This window comes from Achromobacter sp. ESBL13 (assembly GCF_036668755.1).
Taxonomy (GTDB): Bacteria; Pseudomonadota; Gammaproteobacteria; order Burkholderiales; family Burkholderiaceae_B; genus Achromobacter.
This window is the reverse complement of record NZ_JAZEVT010000002.1, coordinates 522,040-545,231: the sequence shown is the minus strand read 5'-3', so window position 1 is coordinate 545,231 and position 23,192 is coordinate 522,040. Positions and strand designations below refer to the sequence as shown.

Below are 23,192 nucleotides of genomic sequence, written 5' to 3'. Positions count from 1 at the left end.
ATGCGGATTGTTCTACTAGGCAAGAATGGGCAAGTGGGTCACGAGTTGCAACGCGCGTTGCTGCCGCTGGGTCCCGTGTGCGCGTTTGGGCGCGAGGAATGCGACTTGGGGGATCCGGCGCTGCTGGCGTCGACGCTGCGCCGCGTCAACCCTCAAGTAATCGTCAATGCCGCCGCTTATACCGCGGTGGATAAAGCGGAAAGTGAGCAAGATACCGCCCGCCGCATCAATACCGACGCCGTAGCCGAAATCGCTGAATTTGCACGAGAAACCGGCGCATTATTGGTGCATTATTCAACCGATTATGTATTCGATGGCCAAAAACACGGCCCGTATACCGAAGGCGATATCCCTCATCCCCAGAATGTTTATGGCGCCACCAAACTGGCTGGTGAGGTCGCGATAATCGCTTCCGGCTGCGATGCACTGATTTTTCGCACCAGCTGGGTTTTTTCCAACCACGGCGGCAATTTCCTGAAGACGATGCTGCGTCTGGCGCGCGATCGCGAGACCTTGAATGTTGTGGCTGACCAGCATGGCACGCCAACCAGCGCTGAACTCATCGCCGATGTCACGCTGCTGGCCATCGCTGCCCAACGACAAGGACGGCTCAACAATGGCGTTTACCATATGACCGCTGCAGGATCGACGTCCTGGCATGGCTTTGCCAAGCACATCATCGGCCGCGCGCGTGCGAACGGCGCCGCGCTGAAATTGACTCCCGACAACATCCGCGCGATCAGTACTGCTGAGTACCCCACCGCCGCGCAGCGTCCGAAGAACTCCACATTGAGCACCGCTGCGCTAAAGCACGCGCTTGGCGTGGAACTGCCTGATTGGACCTCGCACGCGAACCGCGCCATCGATCAACTGACGAAACTGGAAACTCCCACATGAAACGCAAAGGCATCATTCTGGCAGGCGGCTCCGGCACACGCCTTCACCCCGCGACGCTCGCGATCAGCAAGCAATTGCTGCCGGTTTTCGACAAGCCGATGATCTATTACCCGCTGACGACGCTCATGTTGGCCGGCATCCAGGACATCCTGATTATTTCGACGCCGCAAGACACGCCGCGCTTTCAGCAGTTGCTGGGCGACGGGGCGCAATGGGGCCTGAACCTGCAATACGCGGTCCAGCCCTCGCCCGACGGCCTGGCGCAGGCGTTCATCATTGGCGAAAAATTCATCGGCAATGACGTGTCGGCTCTGGTATTGGGCGACAACATCTATTACGGCCACGATTTCCACCAGTTGCTGGATAACGCCAATGCCCGCGCCGATGGCGCCAGCGTGTTCGCCTACCACGTGCACGATCCGGAACGCTATGGCGTCGCGGAATTCGACGAAGACGGCAAAGTACTGTCTCTGGAAGAAAAGCCCAAAGCGCCGAAGTCCAACTACGCCGTTACCGGGCTGTATTTTTATGACCGCCAAGTCGTCGAGATTGCGAAGAGCATCGAGCCGTCGCCGCGGGGCGAGCTCGAAATCACGGACGTGAACCGCGCTTATCTCGAGCAGGGCAAACTGTCGGTAGAAATCATGGGCCGCGGCTACGCCTGGCTCGATACCGGCACGCACGAATCGCTGCTGGAAGCCAGCCAATTCATCGCCACGCTTGAAAACCGCCAGGGCTTGAAGGTCGCTTGTCCGGAAGAGATTGCATATCGCCGCAAGTGGATCTCGGCGCAACAGCTGGAAGCACTGGCCGCGCCGCTGGCCAAGAACGGGTATGGCAAGTATTTGCAGCGCCTTCTGGTCGAGAAGGTTTATTGATGAAAGCGACTCCTCTTGCCATTCCTGATGTGCTGTTGATCGAACCCAAGGTCTTTGGTGACGCGCGCGGTTTCTTCTACGAAAGCTATAACCAAAAGGCCTTCGAAGCCGCCGTCGGAATGGCGGTCGACTTTGTACAGGACAACCATTCCCGATCGGTGAAAGGCGTTCTGCGCGGCCTGCATTATCAAATCCAACAGGCCCAGGGCAAGCTGGTGCGCGTGGTCCAGGGCAGCGTATTTGACGTGGCCGTGGACATTCGCAGGTCCTCGCCGACGTTCGGGCAATGGGTCGGCGCCATGCTGACGGAAGAAAACAAGCACCAACTCTGGGTGCCTGCGGGTTTCGCCCATGGCTTCCTAGTGCTGAGCGACACCGCCGAGTTCCTCTACAAGACCACGGACTACTACGCGCCCGAACACGAGCGCTGCATCGCCTGGAACGACCCAGACCTCAACATTGACTGGCCGATGGGTGTCGAGCCCACGCTTTCGGTGAAAGATGGGCAAGGACAATCCCTTGCCGACGCGCATGTTTATCCCTGAATCGACCACACCTCGTGCGAACGCGACGGCAGACGCCCTCAAGGCGTCAATCGTGATTCCAATGAAGAATCCCGGCCCAGTTTTCCGTGAGGTACTCGCGGCGGTATGCCGGCAGCACACGTCGTTTGCGTACGACGTGCTAGTTGTGGATTCCGGCTCCACCGATGGCAGCGTTGAATTCGTGCAGACGTTCGGGGACCCGCGCGTCCGGCTGATTCAGATCAAGCCCGCCGAATTCGGCCATGGCAAAACGCGCAACCTGGCGGTGGCGAACACCACGGGCGAGTACGCCGTCGTCATCACGCACGACGCCCTTCCCGTGGACGAGTACTGGCTCCAGGCGATGGTGCAGACGGCGGAGGCCGATCCCCGGATCGCCGGCGTTTTTGGGCGCCACATTGCCTATCCCAGCGCCAGCCCCTATACCAAGCGGGACCTGGAAGCGCACTTCGCAAACTTCGCCCCGGAACCGGTGGTGGAACTGACCGACCGTGCCCGCTACGACCAGGATGAATCGTATCGGCAACGGCTGCATTTCTTTTCCGACAACAACGCTCTGCTGCGCCGTTCCGTCTGGCAAGTTCATCCTTACCCCGACGTCGACTTCGCCGAAGACCAGATCTGGGCCAAGCACATCGTCGAAGCCGGGTGGAAAAAGGCCTATTGCGCCGACGGTGCTGTCTATCATTCTCACGACTATGCGCTGATTGAAAAGCTGCAACGCAGTTTTGATGAATCCTATGCGCTGTATCGCCTGTTCGGCTATGTGCTATCGCGGAGCATCACACATATGCTCAAGAGCTGGATGGCACACACCATGAACGACCTGCGCTACGCGCGACGCATCGGCATGCATCGCACCCATCTGTCGCTGGTCCTGAAAACGCCGCTGGATAATCTTGCGCGCGCACTCGGCCATTACCTGGGATCTCGCGCAGACAAGCTGCCTCAGAAGTTGCGGCATTGGCTATCTCGCGACCGTCGCCTGCTGCTTGGGCTTCCCATGTCCAATTCGGGGGGAAAGCCGTCGTGAACCTTGCAAGAATTCCCCGGTTGCTGAAGGCCGCCAACCGTTATCGCACGCAACATGGCCTGATCCCGATGTGCCGCCACGCCGTCAAGGCGATGCGCCGCCAAGCACTGGGGCCATCGGACATCGTCCGCCAATTTTCGTTTGTGCTGGAAATGCCCGTCGGCAAGCCATTTGTGGCCGGGGATGCCGCGCCAAACACCGTCAACTGGTTCATACCGGCCGTGGGTCGGGGCTCAGGCGGCCATCTGAACATTTTCCGCTTCGTGCGCTACCTGGAACAGCTCGGCTTTGAATGCCGGATCATTATTACGGATGCGCCCGGGCAGGATCCCACCGTGGTCAAGCGAGAGATCGCGTCCTGGTTCTTTCCGCTGGCGGCGCGCGTCTACATAGGTACGGATCAGGCTCCCCCTGCGCATATCACGCTGGCGACCGCATGGCACACCGCCTACGACGTCAGGAACTTCCAGTCCACGCGGCACAAGTGCTACTTCGTTCAGGACTTCGAGCCCTGGTTCTTCCCGTCGGGCTCCGCCAGCACCTTCGCCGAGGAAACCTATCGATTCGGCTTTACCGGCATCACCGCCGGCTCGTGGCTGGCCGATGTTCTGCATCGCGATTACGGCATGCCCACGCACGCAATCGGATTTTCGTACGACCGCGAGCTGTACAAGCCACTCCCGCGAAGCGCCCCCGAGCAGAAGCGCGTGTTTTTTTATGCACGGCCCAACACGCCTCGTCGGTCGTTTGAGCTGGGGATCCTGGTGTTGGCCGAGGTTGTACGGCAACTTCCCAGCACGCACGTCGTGTTGGCAGGCGCCGACCTCAGTGAATTCAAAATTCCGTTCGCCTATGAAAACCCGGGCATCGTTGATATCGCTGACCTGCCCGAGCTCTATTGCCAATGCGATGTCGCGCTGGTGTTGTCGTTCTCGAATCTATCATTGCTTCCGCTGGAACTGATGGCCTGCGGCGTTCCTGTGGTCAGTAATCGCGCGCCGTATACCGAATGGCTGCTTACTGACGACAACTCACGGCTTGAGCGCCCCACCGTACCCGCGCTTTCCGGCGCGATCTGCGACCTACTCCAGAATCCCGAACTGGCCGAACGCCAGCGCGCCGGGGGCTTCAAGACCAGTGCCGCGACCGACTGGGCTGAAGAGGGTCGCCGGCTCGGTGCTATTCTGTCCGGTTTGGCCGGCACCGCTCCCGCCCAGCCCTCAACAAGGATCGACAGTTGACCGAACCGTTGCCACAACTCTCGCAGATGCGCTGCGCCGTACTGGGTGCGGGCGGATTCCTGGGCACAAATCTGTGCCGGGAGCTGCAACCTCAGGTGGCATCGGTACGCGCCTTTGGCCGGCGGCAATCGTTTCCCTCCGCCTTGATCGGTGTCGAGTGGATTCCCGGAGACTTTACGGAGCCCACCAGCGTTGCCACGGCAATTTCAGGATGCGATACGGTCTTTCACTTGGTCAACGCAACAACGCCGGCCAGCGCCAACATCGACAAGCTTGCGGATCTGCAATCCAACGTCGCGCCCACGCTGCGCCTCTTGGAGGCCTGCCGTGAAGCTGGCGTGAAACGGGTTATCTTCATCTCGTCTGGCGGCACAATTTACGGTTTGCCGAAGCAGGTCCCAACGCCCGAATCGGCGCCGACCGACCCGATCACCGCCTATGGCATTTCCAAGCTGGCGATCGAAAAGTACCTGGGCCTGTACGAATACCTGCACGGACTGCAGTATCGCGTGTTGCGCGTCGCCAATCCGTTCGGCCCCTACCAGACTGCGCTGAAGAGCCAAGGCGTCATCGCCGCCTTCATGCACCAATGCGCATCTCGCGAACCCATTCATATCTGGGGCGACGGCAGCTCGGTGCGCGACTACGTCTATGTCACTGACGTCGTTGACGCCATGCTGGCGGCCGCGCAACACCAGGGGCCCTCGCGCGTGTTCAATATCGGCGGCGGACAGGGCCGCAGCCTGCTCGACATCCTTGATGTCATCAAGCGCGTCTCCGGCACCACGCCAGAAATCCAATTCTCGCCCAGCCGCTCGGTCGATATTCCGCGCAGTATCCTGGACATCAGTCTTGCCAGCCAAGAACTGGGCTGGACGCCACAGACGACGTTTGACGAAGGCATGCAACGGACCTGGGCATGGGCAATCGCCCAATATCAAGACGGAACCCCCAACTGACCATGGCGTTCAGCAAGTACCTATCCGCGTTGCAACGCGCCCGCCGCCTTGCCGCTTCCGAAGGCGGCGTCCTGCCGGCCGCAGCCAGAGCGATACGCCTGTTCAAAAGCGGCGGCCTGCGGGGAATCAAGCAAGCCTTGTCGGCGCCTGATGCTGCGGCAATCGCAGCGGCAGCGGCGGCAGCGAGTCGTGGCAACCGACCTGACGACAACGACGACTTTGCATTCGAAATCCCGTTTGCGCAGCCAATTGAGCGCGATGAGCGCCGCGCCTGCGCCATCATCCACGCGTTCTACCCCGAACTATGCAGCGAAATGCGCGGCTACCTGGCGAATGTTCCCGGCCAGTTGGATCTATACATTTCAACCACCTCAGAACAAAAGCGCCAGGAAATCACGGCGGCTTTTGCCGGCTACTGCAAGGGTTCAGTCGAGGTCCGGGTTTTTGAAAATCGCGGCCGCGATATCGCGCCAAAACTGTACGGGTTTGCTGACGTCTACGATCGTTACGATCTGGCCCTCAGCCTGCACACCAAGAAGTCCCCGCACGGCGGCACGCCGTTAGCCGACTGGCGGCACTATCTGTACGAGCACTTGCTAGGTTCGCCGCAAATCGTGGCATCCATCTTTGAACTGCTCAAGCACGACCGTGTCGGCATGGTCTTCCCGCAGCATCTGTTCTATCTACGCCCGATCCTCGGCTGGGGCGCAAACTTCGCGTCCTGCCGTGCTCTTCTGCGCAAGATGGGGGTAGAGATCCACGAGGGAATCTACCTGGAGTTTCCGACGGGTTCGATGTTTTGGTGCCGGACCGATGCGCTGCGGTCCCTTCGCAATCTGAACCTCCGCTTCGAGGACTTCGATGGCGAAGCTGGACAAATCGATGGCACCCTGGCTCATGCCGTTGAGCGAGCCTTCCTGTACGCCGTGGAAGCCAGTGGCTACCAATGGGCGAAGGTCGCACTGCGGGAACAGTATCCATTGCCCGACACATTAATTCCCGTGAACACACCTGCGGACCTGTCACCGGGCCTGAAACGGGTGCATCGGCCCTTGCTGTCTGAACGCCCATGACGATCCTGCCGCGCTGCCCGCACTCGTTGCTCACGCTGTTCCCCTATTGACCCGCTAACGCGCCTACTAAGTCTTTAACCCCAAAATGTTTATAGTCAACGCCCTCGCAGACATCGCCACGGCACTGAAGCGTTACTCGCTTGTCGGCACGCTAGGTTGGCAGGATGTACGCCAACGCTATCGGCGTTCATCGCTTGGCCCCTTCTGGCTGACAATCAGCATGGGGGTCATGATCGGCACCATCGGCATCGTCTTCGGTCAGATCTTCAAGTCACCCACCGACGAGTTCCTGCCCTTCCTGGCCATCGGCCTTATCTTGTGGGGATTCATCTCAACGGTCATCACTGAGGGTTGCACGAGCTTCATCGCTGCTGACGCGGTGATCAAGCAGTTGCCCATCCCCCTCACCGTGCACGTGTTTCGTCAGTTGTGGCGCAACATGATCATCCTGGCACACAACATCGTGATATTCCCGCTGGTGTTGATTGCGGTCGGAAAGCCCCTGACATGGGACGCCTTCCTCGCCATTCCGGGATTTCTGTTGTTGCTTTTGAATCTGACGTGGATATCCCTGCTGCTGGGTGTGCTCTGCGCCCGCTATCGTGATATTCCGCAGATTATCTCCAGCCTGATGCAGGTGATTTTCTACCTGACACCCATCATGTGGCTGCCCAGCCTGCTGCCCCAACGCGCTGGCACCTACATGCTGACAATGAATCCGTTCTATCACCTGCTGGAAATCGTGCGAGATCCTCTGCTGGGTCACGCACCTGATGCTCAAAACTGGCTGGCGTCCCTGGTCCTGGCGGTGGTCGGCTGGCTGGTCACGCTAATGCTCTATGGCCGTTATCGCCGCCGCATCGCCTACTGGCTTTAAGCTCTTTTTTACAGATTCTGGCTACCATGGCAACTATCCATTTCGACCAGGTATGTGTCGACTTTCCTATCTACAACGCCAGCGCGCGATCACTGAAGAAGCGCCTCTTCCAGGTCGCGACCGGAGGCCAGATCAGTGCAGACCAATCGGGTCGCGTGGTCATCAGGGCGTTGGAAAACCTGAGTTTCAATCTGAACCACGGTGATCGCGTCGGCCTGTTAGGCCACAACGGCGCGGGCAAGAGCACGTTGCTGCGCGTGCTAAGCGGCGTGTATGCGCCGTCCAGAGGTACGGCGAAGATCGACGGGGAAATCGGTTCGCTGATTGACATCGGTTTCGGTATCGATGCTGAATCCACCGGCCGCGAGAACATTTTCTTGCGTGGCGCGTTGCTTGGGCTCGATCGCGCATCCATCAAGGACAAGGTAGAAGAAATCGTCGAGTTCTCGGAACTCGGCGACTTCATCGACATGCCCATCCGCACCTATTCCGCCGGCATGCACTTGCGCCTGGCATTTTCGGTATCGACCGTCATCCGCCCGGAAATCCTGTTGATGGATGAATGGCTGTCTGTTGGTGACGAAGGGTTCAAGGCCCGGGCCGAGCAACGCCTGAATGAACTGGTTGCCTCTACCAGCATCCTGGTCATCGCCAGCCATTCCAAGGACCTGATTTGCCACACTTGTAATCGTGTTCTATGGCTTGAGCATGGCCGGATCAAGATGGACGGAGCGCCGCAGGAAGTCACCCAGGCCTACTTCGGCTATTGATCCGTTCAACAAGGACCTACGCGCCTCGGCGCTCACGCATCGTCTAGATGATCATGCCATTAACGCGAAAACTCAAGAGCATTGCCCGCGGCTTTGTGAACAAGCTGACGGCGAAGGCTAAGGGCCCAGCCATTGCCGACTTTTTCGATGCCGATTGGTACCGCACTCAGGCACCCGGTCTTGATTGGGTAAAGGATCCGCTCGCGCATTATTTGGCCAAGGGCGTAGAACTGAATCTGAATCCCCACCCGCTCTTTGACACCGGTTGGTATCTGCGGCAGTACCCCGATGTTGCAAGCGCCGGGCTCAACCCGCTTTTGCACTATATCGATTCGGGTGCAAAAGAAGGCCGCAGCCCCAGCGCGTATTTCGATGCGCCGTGGTATGCACGCAAGTACCCGTTTGCGAGCTTGACAAAGGGCGGTGCGCTCGCGCACTTCCTGCACTCTGGCGCCCGCACAGGCTGCAATCCGAACCCTTACTTTGATACGACGTGGTATCAGGCCAGGTATCCCGAAGTTGAGAGCTTTGCCCGAGATGCATTGAGCCATTTCGTCTTGGTGGGCGAACGCGCAGGCTATCAGCCGGGGCCGTCGTTCGACCCCCGGTGGTACGTCATGCGCAACCCGGACGTGGCGCAATGGTCGGGGACACCCTTCACGCACTACTTGATGACAGGCGCGCGCGAGAATCGCGCGGCAGTACGTGGCGCCTTTGACTTTCAAACAGGCGCGGCGCTCGCCAGGCAGTTGGCTGCACCCATCGTGTCGGCGGAGAGCATTCGCGCCACGTTGGAACTGCCTGTCGGCAGCGTCCAGGACCTGATCGGCAAACCTGACGGCGCCAAACTAATCTATCTGGCTACTGCACGCAGTGCCGAAGGCCTCTCTGACACGCTCGGGTCTTACCCCGGACTGCCCTATGTCGCATTGCTGCATGACGCCCTGGCTCTGGGCGGCACCCGATACATTGTGGCAGGAGAGAAAATCCGCCACGACGAGACCGCGGCGTTCCGCAATGTAAAGGACGCGGCAATCAAGTATCACCGCGCCAACGTGACGTCTACCGGTAATCTGATGTTGAATTTTCAGCTGAAGCCCGCCAATTGGGTGGACGCCGGAATCGACCTCATGCACGAGTACTCCAACAATTATTTTCACTTTGTGGCCGAGACACTGCCCAGAATGATTCTGGCGGAAGAAGCAGGGCTGCCCGCGGATGTGCCTTATATTGTGGAACGCGACCTGCACGACAATATGTCGATGCTGCTTGCCATGGCCAACCCGTCTGCCCGGCCAATTCTTCCCGTCGAATCCGACACCATGTATCGTGTTGGGGCGTTATATATTCCGTCGGATGTGACATCCGTCGTGGACTCTTACGAGGCGGGCGATGCTGGCCGCTTGTCGTGCCTGGATGTGCCCCGAATCCGCACCGCCGTCGCACGTTGCAAAGCGGCCGTCCCGTCGCGCGGCGCGGCGCGGAAGCGCAAGATCTATGCGGGACGTAGTGGTGGTCTGCGCCAATTGACGAATCAGCAGGAATTGGAAGGGGCCCTTGCAGCGCGCGGGTTCGAGATCATTCGCACCGACGGCCTGGACATCAAGACGCAGATTACGATTTTCCGTGACGCCGAAGTCATCATCGCCCCGACAGGCGCACAATTGACCAACGTAGTATGGGCCGAACCCGGCACTCAGGTCATTGTGCTGGCGTCTGACCACCCCAGTCACCAGCTCTATTTATGGGAGCTGCTGGGCAGGGTTTCACAAGCCCATGTGACATGCGTTGTCGGCCCCCGTGCTTTTGTCCGCAACGACAAGTACAGCGTGCATGACGATTATTCGATTAACGTTCAGAACGTTTTCGATCTGATCTAGGCCTAATCGTAGCAATACAAAACTGATGCTATAGACACAAGAGACACGATATGATTTCTAAACCCTCGCAGTCGCTTGATGATGCAATCCAGCTCATCGATCTTACGAAAATTTCGGATCCTCGGGGCAACCTCACGTTCGTCGAGGCGAACAAACACGTTCCGTTCGATATTCAGCGCGTCTATTATCTGTACGACGTGCCAAGCGGCGAAATGCGAGCCGGGCACGCGCACTACAATCTGCAGCAGCTGATCATCGGCATCTCGGGCAGTTTCGACCTGCTGCTGGATAACGGCTACGAGAAACGCACCATTACGTGCAATCGCCCTTTCCAGGGCGTACTGATGAAATCGCTGGTCTGGCGCGAATTGAATAACTTTTCTTCGGGCGCGGTGTGCCTGGTGCTGGCCTCGATGCATTACGAAGAATCCGACTACATCCGCAACTATGCGGACTTCCTGAAAGTTGTCGCTGAGAAAAACCCATCATGATCTCTTTTTTCGATATCAATGCCGGCCACGCAGAGCTGGGCAATGGCCTGCATGACTCCTTCAAGCGCGTGCTGGAAAGCGGCAGCATCATCATGGGCGCCGAACTCAAGGCCTTCGAAGACGAGTTCGCCGCCTATTGCGGCGTGAAGCACTGCATCGGCGTCGGCAACGGGCTGGATGCACTGGCGCTGGCGCTGCGCGCGCGCGGTATCGGCGCTGGCGACGAAGTGCTGGTGCCGTCGCAGACGTTCATCGCCAGCTGGCTCGCCGTGTCCATGACGGGTGCCACGCCGGTGCCGGTTGAGATCGACATCAACACGTACGGCATCGATGCCTCGCTGCTGCGCCGCCACGTGACGCCTCGTACCAAAGCTATCATGCCGGTGCACTTGTATGGATCTCCTGCCGACATGGATGGCATCAATGCCGTGGCCAAAGAGTTCGACCTCTTCGTCCTGGAAGATGCAGCACAAGCGCATGGCGCCTATTACAAGGGCAACCGCGCGGGCGCACTCGGGCATGCAGCAGGTTTCAGTTTCTACCCCAGCAAGAACCTCGGCGCGTTGGGCGACGGCGGTGCGATTGTCACCAATGACGATACGCTGGCAGACGAGATGCGTCGCTTGCGCAATTACGGCTCGACGAAGAAGTACGTGCACGAAGTCGCAGGCGTGAATTCCCGCCTGGATGAATTGCAAGCGGCAATCCTGCGCTTGAAACTGCCCGTGCTGGATCACGGCAACGAACGTCGCCGCGCCATTGCAGACCGCTACACCGCCGGCCTGCAAGGGATTGCCGATCTGCACACGCCCAAATCGGTCGACGGCGCAACCTCGGTCTATCACCTGTATGTAGTCCGCACCAGCAAGCGCGACGAGTTGGCGGCCTATCTGAATCAGCAAGGCGTCACCTGCCTTATCCACTACCCAATCGCTCCGCACCGGCAGGGGGCTTACGCCGACTTGAAGATTCCGGCCGACAGCTTGCCATTGGCCAATCAAGCGGCTGCCCAGACGCTGTCGCTGCCGATCTGGCCGCAAATGCCCTTCGCCGCTGTGGATGAAGTCATCGAGTACATCAAGAAATTCATGGGCTGAACGGGTATTCCATGAACGCCCCTCTCGTCTCGGTGATCATCCCTGTGTTCAATCAGGGAGAGCTGGCGGTGCAGGCCATTGATAGCGTGTTGTCGCAGCGCTATCCGCACATCCAGACCATCGTCGTGGACGATGGCTCGACGGACGGCACCGCCGATCTGATAGCAGGTCAGTTCGGCGACCGCATCACGCTGATCCGTCAGGCCAACAAAGGGCCCAGCGCAGCGTCGAACGCCGCGCTCGCTGTCGCAAAGGGAGAGTTCATCGCTCTGATGGGCGGAGACGATATTTCCACCCCCGACCGCCTGGCGCACCAGGTTGAAATACTTACGTCGGGTGAATGGGATATCGTTTTTTCCCAACCGACGCTGATAGACCAGGAAGGCAAGACCCTTGATGACGCGGGATATCCGGTGTTTTTCCAGCCACGCCGGCATAAGCCTGTCTTCGTTAGCCTGTATTTCGACGACAACTATTTCTGCGCCCCATCGGCTACCATGCACCGCGCTGTCGCAGAGGCAGTGGGTCCGTTCCATGAAGGGCTGATTCAGCTGCAAGACTATGATTACTGGCTGCGCGCAAGCGGCCTGGGCTACCGCATTGGCTTGTTCGACCATCGGGTCGTGAAGTACCGTCGGCACGTCGGCAATCTCTCAACGAACCAACGTGATTTCGCCAGTCGCGCTGAAATTCCGGTCGTCCTTAAACGCGCGTTGCGCCTTGCGCAGCCCGAGGTCATCCGTCCGCAGTTTCCCGGCCTGCTGCTGCCCGTCGTGAACCCCAAGCAGCCGCTGTCGCCCTTCGAGCAAAGCACGCTACTGCTGGCCCATCCGCGTGAAGAAGTCCGCCTGGCAGGTATAGATCGCGCAATTTCCTTGTTGGACGATCCCACTGAAACCCCATCCCTGCACGGCGGCGTCGACCTATTCCGCTTTATCTATACAGCCGGACAAGAACAGCATTGACGCGTCTGGGTCGTCGCACCCCATCCAATCCTAGCTTGGCCCTCGCTTCACCTTTCTGCAGCGTGCTCACGCTGTTCACGGCGATTTCTTACACCACTATGAAAACGCCCGTCAACGACACGTTTCGTGACGCTATCCGCTGGCATCTTCGCGGGTGGCCACGCTATACTCCGCAAAAAATAGACTGGCATGACAAGTGCTGGCGTGCATTTCCGCACCGGCGCGGGCTGCAGCCGCAGCCGAAGCATCCTTTACCGCCGACGCCTTATGAATGCATTGCAATCCCTACGCATGCTTCGAGACAAACTCCTGGGTCTCGGACAAACGACGAACAAACTGGATCGGCTGGATGCGCAAGTGAACCAGCTCACGGACCAATTGAACACGGTCGCCGCTCGGCTCAACCAAGTCCCGGATCAGCTAAGCTCCATGGCGGATCGACTGAACTCGTTAGCGGACCAGCTGCGTGCGGTTGATGAACGCGCAGCGCTAGCCCAAGATCAGATCGCGGCGGTGCAAGCAGACGTCTCACGATTGCCCCAGCAACAAGACACCGCGCTGGACGTGCTTGCCAATCGCATTGGTACAGCCACTGGCGCATTATTCGGGCGGCATGCAAACCTGTTTCACGCTCGGCCTCCCCGGGCGCCCGAAGCGCGTCACACCGACGCCAACATTATTGAACGCGTTGCCTTCCTGGTGCATTCGAAAGAGCTGCTCAATCACTATGCCTGCATCTGGGACCTGATGCCCGAAGGCAGCTTCGATGTGCTACTGCATGGCAATGAGGGCCTGCCAGACGACGCCGATCTGGCGCGTTGGAATTGCGGCGTCAAGACCACGCAGGTCTTGCTTGATGAGGGCAAGGCCTACCGCTATCTGGTCTCCAACCATCCTGTGTCGGATGACGGCGAACCGTTGATCAAACGCCTTGCCGAAAACAACATCCGCTTTATGTACGCTGCCGGAAAATCCCGGTGGAATCTATCTAGCTGGAATCAGCTGTACGAAGTCATTTTGTGTTTTGGCCCCTACCACGCGATCAACTTTTCGCATGCGAGCAACGCAGCCATCGTGCAGATGGGTTATCCGCGATTCGACCGTTATTTCAATGACAATGTCGACCATGAGGCTTTAGCCCGGTCGCAGGGCTGCGACCCCGCCAAACAGACTGTCGTCTGGCTGCCCACGCAAGGCGCTCTCACGTCTCTGGGGCACTTCGATGCCGAGATCAGCGCGCTCACGAATCGCTATAACGTCATCGTGAAGGTGCATCCGCTGACTCCTATCGCAGAGCCCGAACGAATTGCCGCGCTGAACCAGCTGAGCTTTACCCGGATCATCTCCGACTCTGAAGATAATCTGCCGCTGTACCAACTGGCGGACTATATGTTGTTCGACTACGGCGGCCCGCCGATGGCGGGCATTTATGCCGACAAACGCATGGTGCTGTTGAACGTGCCGGACGCCGCCGACGACGCTCTGACAGGAGATGACTCCCCGGACGTCACGATCCGCAAGCAACTGATCAACGTCAACGCGGAAGATAACAGCCTGGCCACGCTACTGGCAGACGATAGCGTCTGGAGCACGCAACAGCATGCTCGGCGCACGCTACGCAGCTTGTACTTTGCGCCTCACTACGGTTTTTCGTCGCATGTCGCGGCGCAGACGCTTCTCAATTTGGACAAGCTCCTGCCGAACAGGTATCTGACATGGTGATTTGGCTAGTGGGGTTATCTGGGTCGGGAAAGACGACGCTGGGCCGCGAAATGGCGCGGCAATGGAGAGCCGCCAAGGCAAACACGGTGCTGCTCGACGGCGATGAAGTACGCGAAGTCTTCGCCCATGACCGCAATGATGACGCCTACACCGTAGCCGGCCGGCGAATCAACGCCGAACGTATAGCCGCGCTATGCGAGATGCTGGACCGGCAAGGCATCAACGTCGTGTGCTGCATCCTGTCCCTGTTCCCCGACATGCGCGCGGCCAATCGCCACCGTTTCAGTCGGTACTTCGAAATATTCATGGACGCCGACATAGAGGCGTTGACGTTACGCGACACCAAGGGGCTGTACCGCGCAGCAAACGTTGGGACACAGCGCAACGTTGTTGGTGTCGACATTCCCTTTCCTCGCCCTGCCACCGCCGATCTGACCATCTGCTCATCGGGCGATTGTCCAAACATCGTCGAGCTGGCGCGCCGTACCTTGGAACAGGCAGGCGCACTATGACATCTCCAAACGCCCTGCGCTACGAATACGCTACCGGCGAGCTGCTGGACTCGCGCAATACGTACTCGTACACGGCTTATCACGGCACCGATTTCCTGGTGGCCTGGCGTCAACATCGCGACATCTCCCTGCGATCATCCTCGGATGCTACGGCCCCCAACTGCAAGCCACAACCACACGGTGCGACGGCACTGCTGTTGCGGAATGTGCAAACCCGGCTCACCGACGGGGAGGCTCGCGATCAAGCGCTTGCGACGTTGAACCATGTTTTGCAACGATTCGAAGTCACCAAGCGCATCCACAGTGAGTACAACGCAAATTGGCGGCCAGTGAACCCGCAGGATTACCACGATCTGGACCTGTACCTGCTTTTTGCGCAAGCCCTCGATCAGGCCTACGCCCTGACCCGTGGGCTGCAGTATCTGAACGGATTGTTGAAGTGCCTGGATACGCTGACCGCCTACCTGCCTGCGCTGAATAGCAAGCAGATAGGGAACCTGCAAGCGCTAGTGCGTGCAGAGCGGGCGCACGTGGAGACACTGCGCCTTCGACTAGACGGGAGGGCAGCATGATTCTCAACAAGGTCGTAATGCTGGCCGCGCACACTGCCAGATCCCAGGCCTATATCCAGACCTTGGTGGCCCAGGATCTGCTGCCTGCCAAGGTGATCCTGCTGGCGCCTCCGGAGAATACGTCACCCAAACAAGCCAAGCCCCAACCAGACGTGCCCGGCTTGATGTTGCCGAATCTGGATGAGTCCATCATCGCCACTTGCGCACGCGCCAGCATCCCCACCGTGGAAATCGGCACGCGCGACATCAATAGCATGGAGGTCGCGGAAGCGACCTCCGCCGCACAGGCGGACGTCGTCATCTACTCCGGCTACGGCGGACAGATTGTCGCGGATCATGTGTTGGCGTTGGGACCAGTATTCCTGCATATGCACTCAGGGTGGCTACCTGCTTATCGGGGCAGCACCACGTTGTATTACGCACTGCTCAATGGCGACCCCCCGGCCGTTTCCGCCCTGCTCTTAGACAAGCATATCGACACTGGGCCCGTAGTGGCTCGTCGGGAGTACCCCAAGCCCCCTGCGAACATTGACGTCGACAGCGTCTACGACGCCGCGATACGCGCGGACCTGCTTGCGCGGGTGCTTAACGATTACGCCACATCGGGTGAGCTTTCTGGCGAACGCCAGCAAGCAACGCCCGACACAAGCCCCTACTACGTCATTCATCCTGTGCTTAAGCACCTGGCCCTACTCTCCCTCGCTTCGCAGCACTCCAACGATGGTTGAACGCCCAACGTCCCACGCCAGTCCGCCCACCCTGTTCGCGTTCGGCACGAAAGCGGAAACGCTACAGCGGCTGCAAGCAATGCTGCAGCATGCTCGCGTTCCTGACTTTCTGTTCTTTTCGTTGAAAGAATGGCACACCAAGCGGGATGCCGTCGTCGCGCGCGTGCTATCAAAATTCGATGGCGTCCCGCTGGCCGTGCGCAGCAGCGCATTGATCGAAGATGGCGCTCGTCATTCGATGGCAGGAGCGTTCCTGAGCTTGCTAGACGTGGACGGCTCGTCGCCGGATGCGGTGGCAGACGCTATTGACCGGGTAGCGCAATCCATGACGGGCGATTCGCGCGATCAGGTCCTGGTGCAGCCGATGATCGGTGATGTCGCGGTCAACGGCGTCATCATGACCTACGACATGGTCCACGGCACCCCCTACTACTGCATCGATTTCGATGATGAAAGCGGTCGCACGGATACGGTTACTGGCGGTAGCGCCATCAACAAGGGGCTTTTCGTCTACCGCCATACCGCGCCAGAGTATCTGCGCTCATCCCGCGTCTCACGCTTTCTTGAACTAGCGCGCGAGCTGGAAACTCTCTGCCAATACGCCGCGCTGGATATTGAGTTTGGATTGAGCCGCGACGGACAGCTTTATCTATTCCAGGTCAGACGCATGTCAATGGCCGGCCAATGGCACCCGGTGACTGAGCGCCGCGTGGAGCGGCAGTTGGCTTTCGTTGAGGAATTCGTCCGCGATTGCTCGTTGCCCCGGGCGGGCATCGTAGGTGATACGACCGTGCTTGCGATAATGCCGGACTGGAACCCCGCCGAGCTTATCGGCACAACGCCCAAGCCGTTATCTGCGTCGCTGTACCGCGAGATGATTACGCGTTCGACCTGGCATAAGGCGCGCACAGCGATGGGCTACCGCCAACTGCATGACGCGGAATTGATGGTGCAGATCAATGGCCATCCGTATATCGACGTGCGACTGAGCTTCAACTCATTTCTGCCTGCCGCTGTCAGCGATGACATCGGCACCAAGTTGGTGAACGCTTGGTTAACCCGTTTGAAGAACAATCCGGAGTTTCATGACAAGGTCGAGTTTGATGTCGTGCCGACCTGTCTGGACTTTTGTTTCGATCAGGATTTCACCGACCGCTACCCGTCGGTGCTGGACGCAATTGAGCTGCAGCAGTTTCGCACGGCCTTGCAGGCTCTTACACGGCAGGCCATTGTTCCGGGGCCTGCGTCCACGTTAATCCAGGCGCTGGAAACCACGAGGGGTCTCGCGCGGAGCGAAGCACCGGCGCTGCGCGGGGCATCCGCACGCACCGCGCTCGCAAGTGCTGGCCGGCTGTTGAATACATGCCGTCAGCAGGGTGTGTTGCCGTTCGCCATTGCAGCACGCCACGCGTTCATCGCTGAAAGCCTGATGCGTTCGGCCGTCCGGCGCGGTGCGTTGACGGCCACACGCCTTGAAGCGTTCAAACGCAGCATCCACACAGTCACCGCCAATATCGTTGGCGAGTACGCCCAAGTCTGCCTCGGCGAATTGTCGCGCGCCGACTTCCTGAGCCGATTTGGTCACTTGCGGCCAGGCACTTACGAGATCACATCGCTACGCTATGACGAGCGCGACGACTTGTTCCAGAACGAAACCCCTACGCTTCCAGAAGTGTGCGTGCGCGAATTCCACCTTGACGAGCAAGAGCGCGAAGCCCTGAATGCGCTGTTGCAGGAAAGTGGATTGGATGTGTTGAATGCAGATCAGTTGTTGGATTATGCGCGCACTGCAATCGCTGCTCGTGAATCGGTCAAATTCACGTTCACGAAGGTACTTTCCGACGCGCTATCACTCCTGATCTCGTGGGGTGAGCAAGTCGGTCTGTCGCGCGATGACCTCGCCTACCTGGACTGGAACGCCATCCAGGACTGCCTCACGCAGCCGCCTATGGACTACCTTGATCGGCACTATCAGCTTTTGGCTGCGAATGCCCGCCTTCACGCGGAATCGGCACACGCGTTCAAACTAGCCCACATTATCTCTGGCGTGCAGGATATCTATGTGGCCACGCTGAACCGTAGCGTTCCCAACTTCGTCGGAACCGGTGCCGCGTCAGGCACTATTGTCGAGGTGACGGCCAAGATGTCGGCACATGCCGATATCGATGGAAGAATAATCTGTATCGAAAATGCCGACCCCGGTTTTGACTGGATTTTCACGCAGCGCCCCGCCGCATTGATCACACGTTTTGGCGGCGCCAACTCACACATGGCGATCCGTTGCGCGGAGTTCGGCTTGCCTGCAGCTATCGGCTGTGGGGATCAGCTCTACTCGCGCTTGGTCGCCGCAGGCACGGCAGAACTCAACTGTGCCGAGAAAATACTGCGAGCGCTTCATGAAAAATGACCGAAGAATCGGCATCTCCATGCGAATTGTGCAAGCCGCAGGCTATATCGAGCCGCGAGACGCCTTGTCCCAGCAGTGGGCCGGCTTCATGGCACAAGCGCTTCCAGACGCGCGCTGGCTACCCATTCCGAATCTCGGTGCTCAAGCCGTGACCACGTTCTGCACGCAATGGGAATTGAATGGCCTGATCCTGAGCGGTGGGGACGACATCGGACACTCGCCAGTGCGTGACGATACTGAGCTTGCACTGTTGGACTGGGCTGAACGGCAGCATGCACCCGTGCTGGGTATCTGCCGAGGCATGCAACTGATGTGCCTACAAGCGGGTGCCGAGCTGGTTCCAGTGCAAGGCCATGTGTGCACGCGGCACGTCGTGTCAGGGGAACGCAGCGGTGAAGTGAACAGCTTTCATGCGTGGGCGCCAGACCGTTGCCCCCCAGGCTTCCGCCCCCTGGCACATACCCCCGATGGCGTGCTGGAGGCCGTTGCACATGACACCATGCGTTGGGAAGGCTGGATGTGGCACCCCGAACGCGAGCCTTCGATAGACGAGCTGGACGTACAACGTCTGCAAAGGATATTTGAATGAGAGCCATCATCCTGGCGGCGGGACGCGGCAGCCGCATGGGCGACATGACGGCGGACCAGCCAAAATGCCTGACCAAACTGAAGGGCATCGCGTTGCTGGACCGACAGCTGGCTGCATTGCGAGAGGGGGGCGTAGATGAAATAGGTATTGTGACCGGATACCGACGGGAGGCCTTGACCGATCGCGGTCTGCACGAATTCTACAACCCCGATTGGAGCCACACGAACATGGTTTCGTCCCTGGCCTGCGCCCAGCCGTGGTTGCTGGACGGCCCGTGCATTGTTAGCTATTCAGATATTTTCTACGACGCCCAGGCGGTCCGATCGCTGATCAATAACGGCAGCGCGTTGGCGCTCACCTACGATCCCAATTGGCTCTCTCTGTGGGGCGCCCGCTTCAGTGACCCGCTATCCGACGCGGAGACCTTCCGGCTGGCTCCGGATGGCACACTGCTGGAGATCGGCGAAAAGCCCCGTACGACGGAAGAGGTACAGGGGCAGTACATGGGGTTATTGCGCTTTACGCCCGACAGCTGGAGCGCCTTGGACGCAATGCGTGGCGCGCTGCCAGCTGACGCGCGCAATCGGATGCACATGACCGGTGCATTGCAGCGTTTGATTCAAATGGGCGGTATAACGATTCACGCCGTGCCATACACCGGCACGTGGGGCGAAGTGGACTCGCAGGAAGATTTGTCCGTTTACGAGTCCGCCTGACTGCTGCAGTAACCCCGCCCGCCCTACGGGCGGGGCACGCTTAACGGTCACGCATTTCCAGCACCAATATAAAACCCTAGTCAGGAATCGGGCAGCCTTCCGTGAATTTCTTTTTCCCGTCAGCATAGATATACACCAGGCAGCTATTCAAATATCCGTTGGACATTTGTGCCTCCCAGACGCTGACGCCGCCACCTGCCAACGAAATAACCGTCCCCTTGGTGTAAAGCCCTGGCTGAAAGTAGATCTCGGCATATTGATTGTCTTGCAACGTACCGAGGTCAAAGGATTGCCGTATCACTTGACCGGTCACTGACTGCAATTGCAATTCACCAGTGCCCTGGTTCGATCGCGCATAGGTCCCAAAATTAATTCCCAAACCGACCAGCTCGCGTGGGTCATTGAGGTGGCGCTGACTCATCTCTATTGCGATTGGACTCTCCGGACCAAGCGGAGGCGTTGCTCGGACCGCCGCAGTAACGGGCTCGATCGGATTAAACGTCTGATAGTAGCGATTTAGCAGCAAAGACAATGTTGATGTAATGGAAACATAGGCAAGCAGCAGCAGGCCAGCAGTGGCAACTTTCCGAGCGTAACCTTGAAATGTGCCCATCCCCGCAGCCAGAGCATAGGCGATCAGCACCATCGGCAATGCAAAATAGCGGCCCTGTACACCCAAGATCTGATGGGCCGGATGCTTGTTCCACGTCACCAACAGCGCGATGAATGTCAAAAGCACGGCGCTGGCTGCGCATGCTAGCAACAACGCCCGGGCTAGCCACTCGGTACACAGGTTCTTCCCGGAAATGGAAAGCACGCCGATGCCGATAATTAATACGCCGTACAGTCCATAGGCCTCAATGGTAAATGAGGTGTCGAGCCACCCCAAGACACCCACGAACGAATGCCAATAGAATCTTATTAAATCGCGGTCGACCAGTGTGGCGTGCAAAACCCTGAGAAACTGAATCGGGTGTTGCAGATAAAAGCGGATGACCTCCCCGGCACCCGCGCCGACAGCCACACGCTTGTCGAGCGTCGTGCTCATCGCCACGCAGAGCCACGCACCGATAACCGCCAGAGATAATGCGAAAAGGATGAATGCCACCCGCCGTCTGGAATAGAAACCAGCTGCAAGCAACAAGGCCACCATCGGCAGCATGTGAACCCGGCTTGAAATCAGCGCGACCAGTGACAAGGCTAATGCGTACAACAACCATGCGGGCGTCTGCGTACGCTCCCGAGCGATCCGTAAAAATGCCGAAACCGCAAAAATCGTCAGGCTCAGCGAAAGCCCATCAATTGTGGCGGAAGCGAACTGGAAAAGGCTCATCGGTAGCACGAGCAGTGCCAGCACCCAAGGATTGGTGGGATAAAGCCGGAATGCCGCAAGGAGCAACAACGCGCTGCACACAATATTCAGGATGCGTGCAAGGTCGTACGAGTCAGCAACGGTCAGATTAGCCATCTCGCCAATACTTAAACCGATTGCCTGGGGCACATAAATAAGCGGCAAGTAATAGCCTGTCCCTGGTGCAGCACTGAATTCGGTTTTTCCGCTCCATTTGACGCCATCGGCGGTATACGTCTCTTCTTGCGAGAGCTTGCGCGCGGGCTGGTACGGCAACATGCCATAGGCGCGGAAATACGACAGAAGCCCCGTGTCGACGTGGCCGCCGGAACCATGGCCGGCCGATGGCTCAAGCACAAGCACACCCTTGCTTAGCAGATAGGCGCGCTTGACATGGTCAAACTCATCGGGCGACTGCATCGGGGGTATGACTTTGGCGAACACAATGCATATCAGCACGAATAGGGCCACAAGCCAACGCTGGGTGGTCCTTGCGTTTTGACTGGCTTCAGATTCCAGCATTACTGCACTGCCTCCCAGCGGCATATCAGGACCTCACTGCAATAACAATGCCGGCAGCTATCAACGCGACGCCAACAAAATACTGGGGGTTGAACCTTTCCCCCAGAAATAAATAACTGCCAATCGGCACCAAGACGAATGCCATAGCCATCAAGGGATAAACACGCCCAAGCTCTGCCTTTTGCAGCACCCAAACCCACGCAATAGTCGTCAGCCCATACAGCGCAAATGCCGAACATAGCAGGGTGAGTGTTCCAATATCAAAGAAGCTGCCCGTCTTATGCAGTGACTGGGCACTGAGTTTGAAAAGAATTTGGCCGACCGCGATGCCAATGACACAGATGATAGCTACCAGGATAGTCATTCTGACTCCAATTTCGAATTGGCTTTCCTCGCGATAGCCTTATTGCGCCGATGAAATGGCCGCTTGGGAACGGATGCTATGTCGTACCCGATGAATGCCAAAATAAATTGGACGCCCAGAATCACCGGCAATGCCGCCAACATGACCGTTCCGGCGGGAGCTGACACGCCTGCGTGTGCGTTCCAATTCAGCACGCCGTATCCCAACCCCCAAACCAGCATAACCAACCCCAGGGGTAGCTCAAAAGAGGCCAAAGACATATCACGTAGGTAATAGTTATAAAAAACCCGCTTCCAAAAATTTCGGAAGTGCTTGAGCGCGAATTCACCAATGATTTTGGAAATTTTCAGATTGCTGACCTCGTCACCATACTTTGCATCCATGGGAATATCCACAACCACGGCACGCAATGTATTTAGGCGGAACAACATGTCAGTTTCGAAAAAATACCGATTACTGATCTTTTCGAATGGCAGGTGCTTGACGACATCTCTATGTATCGCCGTATATCCGTTAGTCGGATCAAACAAATCCCAGTAACCTGATGACAGCTTGGTCATGAACGACAGCATGGCGTTGCCAAATGAGCGAATTTTCGGCATTTCGCGAATTTTCTCCAAGTCGAAGAAGCGATTGCCTTTGGCATAATCCGCCTCACCCGCTTGAATGGGGCCAATAAAGTCTGGTATCAACGCCGGATCCATCTGGCCGTCACCGTCGATTTTGACAATGATCTCCACGCCTTCATCCAAAGCAGCTTGGTAACCCGTCAAGACGGCGCCCCCCACCCCACGATTCACGGGGTTACGAAGCACACGCACCCGCGGATCTTCACAGTGCTTTTCAACAAAAGTACCTGACGCGTCAGGACAGCAGTCGTCTACGACATAGATACGCCCCACCTCGGGGCCGATTCCGCCAATAACTCCCAAAATATGCGCGCACACCTTATAGCTAGGAATGACAACGGCGATCTGAGGAACCGAAATCTGCATATACACGC

Annotated in this window: 23 protein-coding genes; 20 read left to right on the top strand and 3 right to left on the bottom strand. The window is 58.2% G+C overall.

The features are described 5' to 3' along the window. The 20 genes from rfbD (at position 1) to V6F88_RS11225 (ending at position 19,952) form a co-directional block, all read left to right on the top strand. A complete protein-coding gene (gene rfbD, locus V6F88_RS11320) occupies positions 1–897 on the top strand; it encodes a dTDP-4-dehydrorhamnose reductase (RefSeq protein ID WP_332609559.1) in 897 nt (298 codons plus the stop codon). After that, complete coding sequence (gene rfbA, locus V6F88_RS11315; protein WP_332609558.1) at positions 894–1,775, top strand: glucose-1-phosphate thymidylyltransferase RfbA; 882 nt, start codon at positions 894–896, stop codon at positions 1,773–1,775. Before rfbD ends, rfbA begins: the two co-directional genes overlap by 4 nt. Further along, positions 1,775–2,320: a dTDP-4-dehydrorhamnose 3,5-epimerase gene (rfbC, locus tag V6F88_RS11310; protein ID WP_104142565.1), complete on the top strand. Its 546-nt coding sequence runs from the start codon at positions 1,775–1,777 to the stop codon at positions 2,318–2,320. Before rfbA ends, rfbC begins: the two co-directional genes overlap by 1 nt. Continuing rightward, on the top strand, positions 2,277–3,353 hold the full coding sequence (locus tag V6F88_RS11305; protein WP_223264741.1) for a glycosyltransferase family 2 protein: 1,077 nt from the start codon (positions 2,277–2,279) through the stop codon (positions 3,351–3,353). The genes rfbC and V6F88_RS11305 overlap by 44 nt, the downstream gene beginning before the upstream one ends. Next, positions 3,350–4,594, top strand: a complete 1,245-nt coding sequence (locus tag V6F88_RS11300) for a glycosyltransferase family 4 protein (RefSeq protein WP_223264740.1) — start codon at positions 3,350–3,352, stop codon at positions 4,592–4,594. Before V6F88_RS11305 ends, V6F88_RS11300 begins: the two co-directional genes overlap by 4 nt. After that, positions 4,591–5,553 carry an NAD-dependent epimerase/dehydratase family protein gene (locus V6F88_RS11295; protein ID WP_332609555.1) on the top strand — a complete coding sequence of 321 codons (963 nt, stop codon included), beginning with the start codon at positions 4,591–4,593 and terminating at the stop codon, positions 5,551–5,553. Before V6F88_RS11300 ends, V6F88_RS11295 begins: the two co-directional genes overlap by 4 nt. Positions 5,554–5,555: 2 nt before the next feature. After that, positions 5,556–6,626, top strand: a complete 1,071-nt coding sequence (locus V6F88_RS11290; RefSeq protein ID WP_189371414.1) for a rhamnan synthesis F family protein — start codon at positions 5,556–5,558, stop codon at positions 6,624–6,626. Positions 6,627–6,711: 85 nt separating this feature from the next. Continuing rightward, on the top strand, positions 6,712–7,503 hold the full coding sequence (locus V6F88_RS11285; protein ID WP_104142563.1) for an ABC transporter permease: 792 nt from the start codon (positions 6,712–6,714) through the stop codon (positions 7,501–7,503). A 26-nt stretch (positions 7,504–7,529) separates the two neighbouring features. After that, positions 7,530–8,273, top strand: coding sequence for an ABC transporter ATP-binding protein (locus V6F88_RS11280; protein ID WP_332609553.1), 744 nt, complete (start codon positions 7,530–7,532; stop codon positions 8,271–8,273). A 47-nt stretch (positions 8,274–8,320) separates the two neighbouring features. Further along, positions 8,321–10,153 (top strand): glycosyltransferase family 61 protein, encoded by a 1,833-nt coding sequence (locus V6F88_RS11275; RefSeq protein WP_332609552.1) that lies wholly within the window; start codon positions 8,321–8,323, stop codon positions 10,151–10,153. A gap of 50 nt (positions 10,154–10,203) precedes the next feature. After that, positions 10,204–10,644: a sugar 3,4-ketoisomerase gene (locus tag V6F88_RS11270; protein WP_104142560.1), complete on the top strand. Its 441-nt coding sequence runs from the start codon at positions 10,204–10,206 to the stop codon at positions 10,642–10,644. After that, the gene (locus tag V6F88_RS11265; RefSeq protein ID WP_332609550.1) at positions 10,641–11,741 is read left to right on the top strand and encodes a DegT/DnrJ/EryC1/StrS family aminotransferase; all 1,101 of its coding nucleotides are present in this window, start codon (positions 10,641–10,643) and stop codon (positions 11,739–11,741) included. The genes V6F88_RS11270 and V6F88_RS11265 overlap by 4 nt, the downstream gene beginning before the upstream one ends. 11 nt (positions 11,742–11,752) lie before the next feature. After that, positions 11,753–12,706 carry a glycosyltransferase gene (locus V6F88_RS11260; RefSeq protein WP_332609549.1) on the top strand — a complete coding sequence of 318 codons (954 nt, stop codon included), beginning with the start codon at positions 11,753–11,755 and terminating at the stop codon, positions 12,704–12,706. 267 nt (positions 12,707–12,973) lie between these two features. Next, a complete protein-coding gene (locus V6F88_RS11255; RefSeq protein WP_332609548.1) occupies positions 12,974–14,428 on the top strand; it encodes a CDP-glycerol glycerophosphotransferase family protein in 1,455 nt (484 codons plus the stop codon). After that, the gene (locus V6F88_RS11250; protein ID WP_332609547.1) at positions 14,422–14,940 is read left to right on the top strand and encodes an adenylyl-sulfate kinase; all 519 of its coding nucleotides are present in this window, start codon (positions 14,422–14,424) and stop codon (positions 14,938–14,940) included. Before V6F88_RS11255 ends, V6F88_RS11250 begins: the two co-directional genes overlap by 7 nt. Continuing rightward, a complete protein-coding gene (locus tag V6F88_RS11245) occupies positions 14,937–15,512 on the top strand; it encodes a hypothetical protein (protein ID WP_332609546.1) in 576 nt (191 codons plus the stop codon). Before V6F88_RS11250 ends, V6F88_RS11245 begins: the two co-directional genes overlap by 4 nt. Next, positions 15,509–16,240 carry a formyltransferase family protein gene (locus V6F88_RS11240; protein ID WP_332609545.1) on the top strand — a complete coding sequence of 244 codons (732 nt, stop codon included), beginning with the start codon at positions 15,509–15,511 and terminating at the stop codon, positions 16,238–16,240. The genes V6F88_RS11245 and V6F88_RS11240 overlap by 4 nt, the downstream gene beginning before the upstream one ends. Continuing rightward, on the top strand, positions 16,233–18,647 hold the full coding sequence (locus tag V6F88_RS11235) for a PEP/pyruvate-binding domain-containing protein (protein ID WP_332609544.1): 2,415 nt from the start codon (positions 16,233–16,235) through the stop codon (positions 18,645–18,647). Before V6F88_RS11240 ends, V6F88_RS11235 begins: the two co-directional genes overlap by 8 nt. Further along, positions 18,637–19,236, top strand: a complete 600-nt coding sequence (locus V6F88_RS11230; protein ID WP_104142551.1) for a gamma-glutamyl-gamma-aminobutyrate hydrolase family protein — start codon at positions 18,637–18,639, stop codon at positions 19,234–19,236. Before V6F88_RS11235 ends, V6F88_RS11230 begins: the two co-directional genes overlap by 11 nt. After that, positions 19,233–19,952 carry a phosphocholine cytidylyltransferase family protein gene (locus V6F88_RS11225; RefSeq protein ID WP_332609543.1) on the top strand — a complete coding sequence of 240 codons (720 nt, stop codon included), beginning with the start codon at positions 19,233–19,235 and terminating at the stop codon, positions 19,950–19,952. The genes V6F88_RS11230 and V6F88_RS11225 overlap by 4 nt, the downstream gene beginning before the upstream one ends. A gap of 76 nt (positions 19,953–20,028) precedes the next feature. Here V6F88_RS11225 and V6F88_RS11220 read toward each other — a convergent pair whose 3' ends face one another. Genes V6F88_RS11220 through V6F88_RS11210 form a run of 3 tightly spaced genes read right to left on the bottom strand, consistent with a single transcriptional unit; the run spans position 20,029 to position 23,184 of the window. Continuing rightward, positions 20,029–21,825: a DUF2142 domain-containing protein gene (locus tag V6F88_RS11220; protein WP_332609542.1), complete on the bottom strand. Its 1,797-nt coding sequence runs from the start codon at positions 21,823–21,825 to the stop codon at positions 20,029–20,031. Between the two features lie 25 nt (positions 21,826–21,850). After that, positions 21,851–22,189, bottom strand: a complete 339-nt coding sequence (locus V6F88_RS11215; RefSeq protein ID WP_332609541.1) for an EamA family transporter — start codon at positions 22,187–22,189, stop codon at positions 21,851–21,853. Further along, positions 22,186–23,184, bottom strand: a complete 999-nt coding sequence (locus V6F88_RS11210; protein ID WP_332609540.1) for a glycosyltransferase family 2 protein — start codon at positions 23,182–23,184, stop codon at positions 22,186–22,188. The genes V6F88_RS11215 and V6F88_RS11210 overlap by 4 nt, the downstream gene beginning before the upstream one ends. Positions 23,185–23,192: the final 8 nt, after the last annotated feature.

Bases quoted from the DNA above. Each gene is read 5' to 3' on its own strand.
- rfbD (WP_332609559.1), top strand. From the start codon at position 1: ATGCGGATTGTTCTACTAGGCAAGAATGGGCAAGTGGGTCACGAGTTG.
- rfbA (WP_332609558.1), top strand. From the start codon at position 894: ATGAAACGCAAAGGCATCATTCTGGCAGGCGGCTCCGGCACACGCCTT.
- rfbC (WP_104142565.1), top strand. From the start codon at position 1,775: ATGAAAGCGACTCCTCTTGCCATTCCTGATGTGCTGTTGATCGAACCC.
- V6F88_RS11305 (WP_223264741.1), top strand. From the start codon at position 2,277: ATGGGCAAGGACAATCCCTTGCCGACGCGCATGTTTATCCCTGAATCG.
- V6F88_RS11290 (WP_189371414.1), top strand. From the start codon at position 5,556: ATGGCGTTCAGCAAGTACCTATCCGCGTTGCAACGCGCCCGCCGCCTT.
- V6F88_RS11285 (WP_104142563.1), top strand. From the start codon at position 6,712: ATGTTTATAGTCAACGCCCTCGCAGACATCGCCACGGCACTGAAGCGT.
- V6F88_RS11280 (WP_332609553.1), top strand. From the start codon at position 7,530: ATGGCAACTATCCATTTCGACCAGGTATGTGTCGACTTTCCTATCTAC.
- V6F88_RS11275 (WP_332609552.1), top strand. From the start codon at position 8,321: ATGATCATGCCATTAACGCGAAAACTCAAGAGCATTGCCCGCGGCTTT.
- V6F88_RS11270 (WP_104142560.1), top strand. From the start codon at position 10,204: ATGATTTCTAAACCCTCGCAGTCGCTTGATGATGCAATCCAGCTCATC.
- V6F88_RS11265 (WP_332609550.1), top strand. From the start codon at position 10,641: ATGATCTCTTTTTTCGATATCAATGCCGGCCACGCAGAGCTGGGCAAT.
- V6F88_RS11260 (WP_332609549.1), top strand. From the start codon at position 11,753: ATGAACGCCCCTCTCGTCTCGGTGATCATCCCTGTGTTCAATCAGGGA.
- V6F88_RS11255 (WP_332609548.1), top strand. From the start codon at position 12,974: ATGAATGCATTGCAATCCCTACGCATGCTTCGAGACAAACTCCTGGGT.
- V6F88_RS11250 (WP_332609547.1), top strand. From the start codon at position 14,422: ATGGTGATTTGGCTAGTGGGGTTATCTGGGTCGGGAAAGACGACGCTG.
- V6F88_RS11245 (WP_332609546.1), top strand. From the start codon at position 14,937: ATGACATCTCCAAACGCCCTGCGCTACGAATACGCTACCGGCGAGCTG.
- V6F88_RS11240 (WP_332609545.1), top strand. From the start codon at position 15,509: ATGATTCTCAACAAGGTCGTAATGCTGGCCGCGCACACTGCCAGATCC.
- V6F88_RS11235 (WP_332609544.1), top strand. From the start codon at position 16,233: ATGGTTGAACGCCCAACGTCCCACGCCAGTCCGCCCACCCTGTTCGCG.
- V6F88_RS11230 (WP_104142551.1), top strand. From the start codon at position 18,637: ATGAAAAATGACCGAAGAATCGGCATCTCCATGCGAATTGTGCAAGCC.
- V6F88_RS11225 (WP_332609543.1), top strand. From the start codon at position 19,233: ATGAGAGCCATCATCCTGGCGGCGGGACGCGGCAGCCGCATGGGCGAC.
- V6F88_RS11220 (WP_332609542.1), bottom strand. From the start codon at position 21,825: ATGCTGGAATCTGAAGCCAGTCAAAACGCAAGGACCACCCAGCGTTGG.
- V6F88_RS11215 (WP_332609541.1), bottom strand. From the start codon at position 22,189: ATGACTATCCTGGTAGCTATCATCTGTGTCATTGGCATCGCGGTCGGC.
- V6F88_RS11210 (WP_332609540.1), bottom strand. From the start codon at position 23,184: ATGCAGATTTCGGTTCCTCAGATCGCCGTTGTCATTCCTAGCTATAAG.